The following is a 7,679-nucleotide window of genomic DNA, read 5'->3' on the forward strand; positions in this document are numbered from 1 at the left end:
AGGTTGGCCCAGTCGAGAAAGTAGCTTTCCATATCTCAACCTTGGCAGCGCGGGGCGCTGCAAACCTGCTCACCACTGCGGGCGCTCTGAGCAGAAATTTTGGTCGCGCACCTTGGCCAAAAGGAAGTGTCTGGCCGGGGCACCGCTGCGACCCATGAATCAGTGAAAAGTGTATGCAGGATTTGTTCCAGATTCCAGTCCGCGCTGAGAACCGCAGGGCCGGAATTACCCTCAGGCTGCCTCCTGCAGCGTTTGCAACAACTGCGCCGCCACCGATACCGCGATCACCTCGGGCTCTTTGCCCTCAATGCCGGGGATGCCGATGGGGCAGGTGACCTGGGCCAACTCATCTTGCGCAAAGCCGCGCCCGTGCAGGCGGTTGCTGAAAGTCGCCCACTTGGTCTTGCTGCCAATGAGGCCGATGAAGGGCAGGTCGCGTTGCTCGCGCTGGCGGCGCAGGCAGGCGGCAACGACGTCCAGGTCTTCGGCGTGGCTGAAGCTCATGATCAGCACGCGGCTGCCGGGCGCCAAGTGCGGCACGGCCTGTTGCACGGGATCGGAGTGCTCGCACACCACGCCATCGGGCGTGGGGCTGGGGAAGATGCCGTCGCGGCTATCGATCCAGGTCAGCGCAAACGGCAGCGGCGCCAGCACACGCGCCAGCGCGTGGCCCACGTGGCCGCCGCCGAACAGGGCTAACGGGTGCAAATGCGGCGACAGGCGCGCACGCAGACCCGCGGCGGGGGCCAAGTCGGCTGCGGTCAGCAGCTCAAACCCCAGGTACACCACGCCCCCGCAGCACTGCCCCAGCGCCGGGCCCAGGGCAAAACGCATCGGCGGCTGCCCCTGGGCGGCGCCGGGCGCCCCACCCAGGCGGCGGCGCGCTTCGGCGATGGCCTGCAGCTCCAGATGGCCGCCGCCAATGGTGCCCACGATGTGGTCCGCAAACACCGCCATCCACGCGCCCGCTTCACGCGGGGCCGAGCCTTCGGTAGACTCCACGCGCACGAGACAAGCGGTGGAGCCCACGAGGGCGTCCATCAGTAAACGCAAATCAGTCAATCCAGTTCCTTTATCACTCACCCCATCGCGCGGCCCCTGCAGACCAGGGCCTCGCCCCAGCTACATCAAAGCCATCATGCCGTCTCCTGCCCCCGAGCGCCCTTCCAGTACCCGCAGCCGCCACTGGCTGCTTGCCGGGCTCATGGCCGCTGTGGCGGCGCTGGTGGCAGCCTGCAAGTCGGCCCCCGAGCCGCCGCCGCCCGTGCAGGACAGCCGCGCACCCAGCACCGACCCGGCAACAGGCGTCAAAGGCCCCGTGGCTGCCAGCGCGGGTTCGGCCCGCACATCAGCGGCCAACACACCGCGCGCATACCGCCAGGACGCTGCCACGCACCTGTATGGCCTGAACAAGGACCGCGTTTTCAAAGGCAAGCTGCCGCCGCTGCTGTATGCCATCGGCGTGCTGGAGGTCGATATCGACCGCACGGGCAAGGTCACCCGCCTGCACTGGATGCGTGCCCCCAAACACGCGCCAGAGGTGGTGGCCGAAATCGAACGCACCGTGCGCGCCGCGGGCCCCTTCCCGGTGCCCACGCGCATGGGCAAGGTGACGTACACAGACACCTGGCTGTGGGACAAGAGCGGGCAGTTCCAGCTAGACACGTTGACCGAAGGGCAGCTTTAAAAAAGATAGCTGCCAGCGCTTGATTTCATTGGATTTCAGATTACTTTCAATCTGAACGCCTTATTTAACAAGCGCAACCAGCTATTTATTTAAGAGCAACCTCACGACCCCCGGTACGTCGAATAGCTCCAGGGGCTGACCAGTAACGGCACGTGGTAATGCTGGTCGGCATGCGCAATGCCAAAGTCCAGGCTCACCTGGTTCAAAAAATTGGGTTCGGGCAGTTCCACGCCCCGGGCCTTGAAGTACCCCGCCACGTCAAACCGCAGCCGGTAGGTGCCTGTGCGCAGGCTTGCGTTGTCGAACAGCGGCGCATCGGTGCGGCCATCGCTGTTGAGCACCAGGCGCTGCAGCAATGTGGCGGCGTCGCCATGGGTGGAATACAGGGCAACCTCCATGCCAGCGGCGGGGCAGCCGTGCATGGTGTCCAGAACGTGGGTGCTAAGGCCCATGGGGAATCTCCTGAAGTGGGGACTGCGGTCCTGCTGGAAAGCGGCCAAGGCGCAGGGTGTAGACCAAAAGTGTATACACTTTTCACCATCCACCGTATCATGCCGCCATGGAATCCTCATCCACCAGCGCCATTGTTGACGCGCTGACCCGCGCCATCGTAGAGCACCGCCTGCAGCCCGGCACCAAGCTGGCCGAGCAAAAACTGGCCGACCACTTTGGCGTGTCGCGCACGCTGGTGCGCCAGGCGCTTTTTCAGCTGGCGCAAAACCGGCTCGTCACGCTGGAGCCCGCGCGCGGCGCGTTTGTGTCCACCCCTTCTGTTGAAGAAGCCCGCCAGGTGTTTGCCGTGCGCCGCATGCTGGAGACCGAGATGACGCGCGCCTTTGTGCAAAGCGCAACGGCCGCCAAGATCAAGGCCCTGCGCGCCCACGTGGCCAGCGAGAAGGCCGCCATGGTCACCGCCGACGCCAGCAGCCGCACCGAGCTGCTGGGCGACTTCCATGTGCGCATGGCCGAGCTGATGGGCAACGAAGTGCTGGCGCAGATGCTGGGCGATTTGATATCGCGCTGCGCGCTCATCACGCTGATGTACCAGTCCGCCAGCGCGGCCGAACACTCGCACGAGGAGCATGCCGACATCGTGACCGCGCTGGCCGCGCGCGACAAAGAGCGCGCCGTGGCACTGATGCAAAGCCACCTCGAACACGTGGAGGCCAGCCTGACCTTTGACCGCAAGCGCCCTGCCAGCGACCTGGCTGCGGCGCTGGCCTCTTGAACCCCACGCCTTTTTCACCATGACGATCTACGACGCCACCGCCCCCTACCCCCGCGACCTCATTGGCTACGGCAAGAACCCGCCCCACGCGCAGTGGCCGGGCGGCGCCCGCATTGCCGTGCAGTTTGTGCTGAATTACGAAGAGGGCGGCGAAAACGCGGTGCTGCATGGCGACGCGGGCAGCGAACAGTTTCTGTCTGAAATGTTCAACCCCGCCAGCTACCCCGAGCGGCACATGAGCATGGAAGGTATCTACGAATACGGCTCGCGCGCTGGCGTGTGGCGCATCCTGCGCGAGTTTGAGAAGCGTAAGCTGCCGCTCACCGTTTTTGGCGTCTCCACGGCTTTGCAGCGCCACCCCGAACTCACGGCGGCCTTTGTCGAGCTGGGCCACGAGATCGCCTGCCACGGCCTCAAGTGGATTCACTACCAGCACATCCCCGAAGACGTCGAGCGCGCGCACATGCAGGAGGCCATGGACATCCTCCAGCGCATGACCGGCGAGCGGCCCCTGGGCTGGTACACCGGCCGCGACAGCCCCAACACCCGCCGCCTGGTGGCCGACTTTGGCGGCTTTGAATACGACAGCGACTACTACGGCGACGACCTGCCGTTCTGGATGAAGGTGCGCAAAACCGACGGCAGCACGGCACCCCTGCTCATCGTGCCCTACACGCTGGACTGCAACGACATGCGCTTTGCCCTGCCGCAGGGATACTCACACGCCGACCCGTTTTTTCAGTACCTGAAGGACACGTTCGATGCGCTTTACGCCGAAGGTGACCCGAACGGCGACAACGCACCCAAGATGATGAGCATCGGCATGCACTGCCGCCTGCTGGGCCGCCCCGGCCGTATCACGGCGCTGCAGCGTTTTCTGGACCACATTGCGCAGCACGACAAGGTGTGGGTGGCCCGGCGCATCGACATCGCGCGCCACTGGGCGCAGCGCTACCCAGCGCCGGTTTTATGAGCCAAATATGCCTCCAGCGCTTTATCCATAAGCGCTAGCAGCTCACTTTTTTGAAGCATTCACCATGTCATTGACTCTGGAACAACTCAACACCGCTAACGCTGCAGACGCCCTGCAGCTGCTGGACGGCCTGTACGAACACTCCCCCTGGATCGCCGAGCAGGCGCTGGCGCAGCGGCCGTTTCGGTCGCTCGCGCAGCTCAAGCACGCGCTGGCGCAGGTGGTGCGCACGGCAGAGCTGGATGCCAAGCTGGCGCTGATCCGCGCCCACCCCGAGTTGGCGGGCAAGGCCATGGTGGCTCAGAGCCTCACGGCCGAATCGACCAATGAGCAGAACAAGGCGGGCCTCACGCAGTGCACGCCCGAGGATTTCGAGCGCATTCAGCAGCTCAACACCGCGTACAACGAACGCTTCGGCTTCCCGTTCATCCTGGCCGTGCGTGGGCCCCGGGGCGCAGGCCTGTCCAAAAAAGAAATCATCGACACCTTTGCGCGGCGGCTGGACAACCACCCGGACTTCGAGGTGGCCGAGGCGCTGCGCAATATCCATCGCATCGCCGAGATCCGCCTTGCAGACAAGTTTGCCGCTGAGCCGGTGCTGGGTAACGATGCGTGGGACTGGTCCGAAAAACTGGCCGAACACTCCGACCCCGGCTTTGCCGAAAAAGGCCAGCTCACCGTCACCTACCTCACCGACGCACACCGTGCCTGCGCACAGCGCATCAGCCACTGGATGCGCGACTGCGGCTTTGACGACGTAGAGATCGACGCCGTGGGCAACGTGGTGGGCCGCTACCGCCCCGCCACCGACGGCGCACGCTACCTCATGACCGGCAGCCACTACGACACCGTTCGCAACGGCGGCAAATACGACGGGCGCCTGGGCATCTTTGTGCCCATGGCCTGCGTGCGTGAACTGCACCGCGCAGGCAAGCGCCTGCCGTTTGGCATCGAGGTCATCGCCTTTGCCGAAGAAGAAGGCCAGCGCTACAAGGCCACCTTCCTGGGATCGGGCGCGCTCATCGGCCACTTCAATCCCGCCTGGCTGGACCAGAAGGACGCCGAAGGCATCACCATGCGCAGCGCCATGGAGCACGCCGGCCTGTGCATCGACGACATTGCCAAGCTGCAGCGCGACGCCGCGCAGTACCTGGGTTTTGTCGAGGTGCACATCGAGCAGGGCCCGGTGCTCAACGAACTGGACCTGCCCCTGGGCGTCGTCACATCCATCAACGGCGGCGTGCGTTTTATTGCCGAAATGATCGGCACCGCCAGCCACGCCGGCACCACCCCCATGGACCGCCGCCGCGACGCAGCAGTGGCGGTGGCCGAGCTGGCGCTGTACATCGAACAGCGTGCCGCCAAGGACGGAGACTCAGTCGGCACCATCGGCTTGCTGAACGTGCCCGGCGGCTCCATCAACGTGGTGCCGGGCCGTTGCCAGTTCAGCCTGGACCTGCGCGCCCCCACCGACCCGCAGCGCGATGCACTGGTCAGCGACGTGCTCGATGAACTAGCGCGCATCGCCCAGCGGCGCGGCCTGCGCTACACGCTGGAAGAATCCATGCGCGCCGCAGCAGCCCCCAGCGCCCCCGCCTGGCAGCACCACTGGGAGCGCGCGGTAGACGCCCTGGGCGTGCCCGTGTTCCGCATGCCCAGCGGCGCAGGCCACGACGCGATGAAGCTGCACGAAATCATGCCCCAGGCCATGCTTTTTGTGCGCGGCCAGAACTCCGGCATCAGCCACAACCCGCTGGAAAGCACCACCAACAACGACATCCAGCTGGCTGTGGACGCATTCACGCAACTGCTGCACCAGCTTGCCGAGGAACAACACGCATGACGACAACCACCCATTACGACGCGCTGGACACCTGGATCGACAAGCACTTTGACGAGGAAGTGCGCTTTCTGCAGGCCCTGGTGCGTGTGCCCACCGACACCCCGCCCGGCAACAACGCCCCGCACGCCGAGCGCACGGCAGAACTGCTAAAAGACTTTGGCTACGAAGCCGAAAAACACGCCGTGCCCGCCGCCGATGTGGTGGCCTACGGGATGGAATCCATCACCAACCTCATCGTGCGCCGCCCGTACGGCCAGGGCGGCAAGACCATCGCCCTGAATGCCCACGGCGACGTGGTGCCCCCCGGCGAAGGCTGGACCCACGACCCCTACGGCGCCGAGATCGTCGACGGCAAGATGTACGGCCGCGCCACCGCCGTCAGCAAGGGCGACTTTGCGAGCTTTACCTTTGCCGTGCGCGCCCTCGAAGCGGTGGCCAAGCCCACCCAGGGCGCGGTCGAACTGCACTTCACCTATGACGAAGAATTTGGCGGCGAGCTGGGCCCCGGATGGCTGCTTGCCAAGGGCCTGACAAAGCCCAACCTGATGATTGCCGCAGGCTTCAGCTATGAGGTCGTCACTGCCCACAACGGCTGCCTGCAGATGGAAGTGACGGTGCACGGCAAGATGGCCCACGCTGCCGTGCCCCACACCGGTGTCGACGCGCTGCAGGGCGCGGTGCACATCCTGAACGCGCTGTACGCGCAGAACGATGAATACAAGAAGGTCACGTCCAAGGTCGAAGGCATCAAGCACCCCTACCTGAACGTGGGCCGCATCGAGGGCGGCACCAACACCAACGTGGTGCCCGGCAAGGTCATGTTCAAGCTCGACCGCCGCATGATCCCCGAAGAAAACCCGGTGGAGGTTGAAGCCACCATCCGCCGCGTGATCGAACAGGCGGCGGGCGAGCGGGCGGGTATCAGCGTGGACATCAAACGCCTACTGCTGGCCAACGCCATGACGCCGCTGGCGGGCAACCAGCCGCTGGTCAACGCCATACAGAAGCACGCGCTGGCGGTGATGGGTGAGCCGGTGCCAGCTGTCGGCACGCCGCTGTATACCGATGTGCGGTTGTACGTGGAACGCGGCATCCCCGGCGTCATCTTCGGCGCCGGGCCGCGCACGGTGCTGGAGTCGCATGCCAAGCGGGCGGATGAACGGCTGGACCTGGAAGACCTGCGCCGCGCGACGAAGGTGGTGGCGCGGGCGTTGAGTGATTTGTTGGCGGGATAGATTGGAGTTTTTTTGGGCGCCAGCGCTTGACTGACAAGCGGTTTTAGCTATTTTTTGATAGCTTATTTGGCGCAACAGCTCAGGCTGAACTTGTCGAAGCCGGGGCGCCATCCCAGCCGTTCGGGCTGAGGTTGTCGAAGCAGTGCGCTGATCGATCCCCATGCCTTTGCTAAGGGCGGGAGCCGGGGTGTGCGCCCGGCGGCGCAGTAACTTTCTCTTGCGTCGCCAAGAGAAAGTCACCAAAGAGAAGGCGACCCCGCTGTCTGCGTCCCCAGCGCTGCGCGCTGGGGCAACCTGTGGTGCTCGCGGGCGGGGTGCGCCGCAGAACTCACTGCGCGCTGACGCGCTCTGTTCAAACAACTGCGGCGAGCTAGACCACGATGCATGTGTGTCCTTCGACACACATGCCACCCCGCCCGCTGCGCTCCTCGGCGCATACAGAGGGGCTGGGGATCCAACATCCATTCGGGCCATTGCTTCGCTGCGCTGCGCTCGGCCCCACCTCGCGGGCGCAAGCGCCACGCGCTGCGCAGACTGGGCCGAGCGAAGCAAAGGCCCGTGTGGCTGTTCGGATGTTCGGCTGTCCAACCCCTGCTGGCTGCGCCTGCGTCGGGGCGGTTGCGGGGTGAGCATGCGCGTCGAAGCGCGCATGCCTCGTGATCTGACTCGCCGCAGTTGTCTGAACGTAGCGCCAAAGGCGCGCAGTGAGTTCT

General features: G+C 65.0%; 7 protein-coding genes. 5 read left to right on the forward strand and 2 right to left on the reverse strand.

Annotation, left to right across the window (positions count from 1 at the left end; translation table 11 throughout):
• Positions 1–231 precede the first annotated feature (231 nt).
• Positions 232–1,041, reverse strand: a complete 810-nt coding sequence (gene xdhC / locus ACK4OE_RS24190) for a xanthine dehydrogenase accessory protein XdhC (RefSeq protein WP_409888888.1) — start codon at positions 1,039–1,041, stop codon at positions 232–234.
• Positions 1,042–1,204: 163 nt separating this feature from the next.
• On the opposite strand from xdhC, the gene ACK4OE_RS24195 reads away from it, so the two are divergent.
• Positions 1,205–1,687 (forward strand): hypothetical protein, encoded by a 483-nt coding sequence (locus ACK4OE_RS24195; protein ID WP_409888899.1) that lies wholly within the window; start codon positions 1,205–1,207, stop codon positions 1,685–1,687.
• Positions 1,688–1,788: 101 nt separating this feature from the next.
• Here ACK4OE_RS24195 and uraH read toward each other — a convergent pair whose 3' ends face one another.
• Positions 1,789–2,139, reverse strand: coding sequence for a hydroxyisourate hydrolase (gene uraH, locus ACK4OE_RS24200; RefSeq protein ID WP_409888890.1), 351 nt, complete (start codon positions 2,137–2,139; stop codon positions 1,789–1,791).
• 107 nt (positions 2,140–2,246) lie between these two features.
• On the opposite strand from uraH, the gene ACK4OE_RS24205 reads away from it, so the two are divergent.
• From ACK4OE_RS24205 to ACK4OE_RS24220, 4 genes are all read left to right on the forward strand, one after another.
• Complete coding sequence (locus ACK4OE_RS24205; RefSeq protein ID WP_409888892.1) at positions 2,247–2,915, forward strand: GntR family transcriptional regulator; 669 nt, start codon at positions 2,247–2,249, stop codon at positions 2,913–2,915.
• Positions 2,916–2,934: 19 nt separating this feature from the next.
• Positions 2,935–3,888: an allantoinase PuuE gene (gene puuE, locus ACK4OE_RS24210; RefSeq protein WP_409888893.1), complete on the forward strand. Its 954-nt coding sequence runs from the start codon at positions 2,935–2,937 to the stop codon at positions 3,886–3,888.
• Positions 3,889–3,952: 64 nt separating this feature from the next.
• Positions 3,953–5,731 (forward strand): 2-oxo-4-hydroxy-4-carboxy-5-ureidoimidazoline decarboxylase, encoded by a 1,779-nt coding sequence (uraD, locus tag ACK4OE_RS24215; protein ID WP_409888895.1) that lies wholly within the window; start codon positions 3,953–3,955, stop codon positions 5,729–5,731.
• Positions 5,728–6,966: a M20 family metallopeptidase gene (locus tag ACK4OE_RS24220; protein WP_409888897.1), complete on the forward strand. Its 1,239-nt coding sequence runs from the start codon at positions 5,728–5,730 to the stop codon at positions 6,964–6,966. Before uraD ends, ACK4OE_RS24220 begins: the two co-directional genes overlap by 4 nt.
• Positions 6,967–7,679 lie beyond the last annotated feature (713 nt).

The sequence above is a fragment of the Acidovorax sp. genome, assembly GCF_046314175.1.
Lineage (GTDB): Bacteria > Pseudomonadota > Gammaproteobacteria > Burkholderiales > Burkholderiaceae_C > Acidovorax.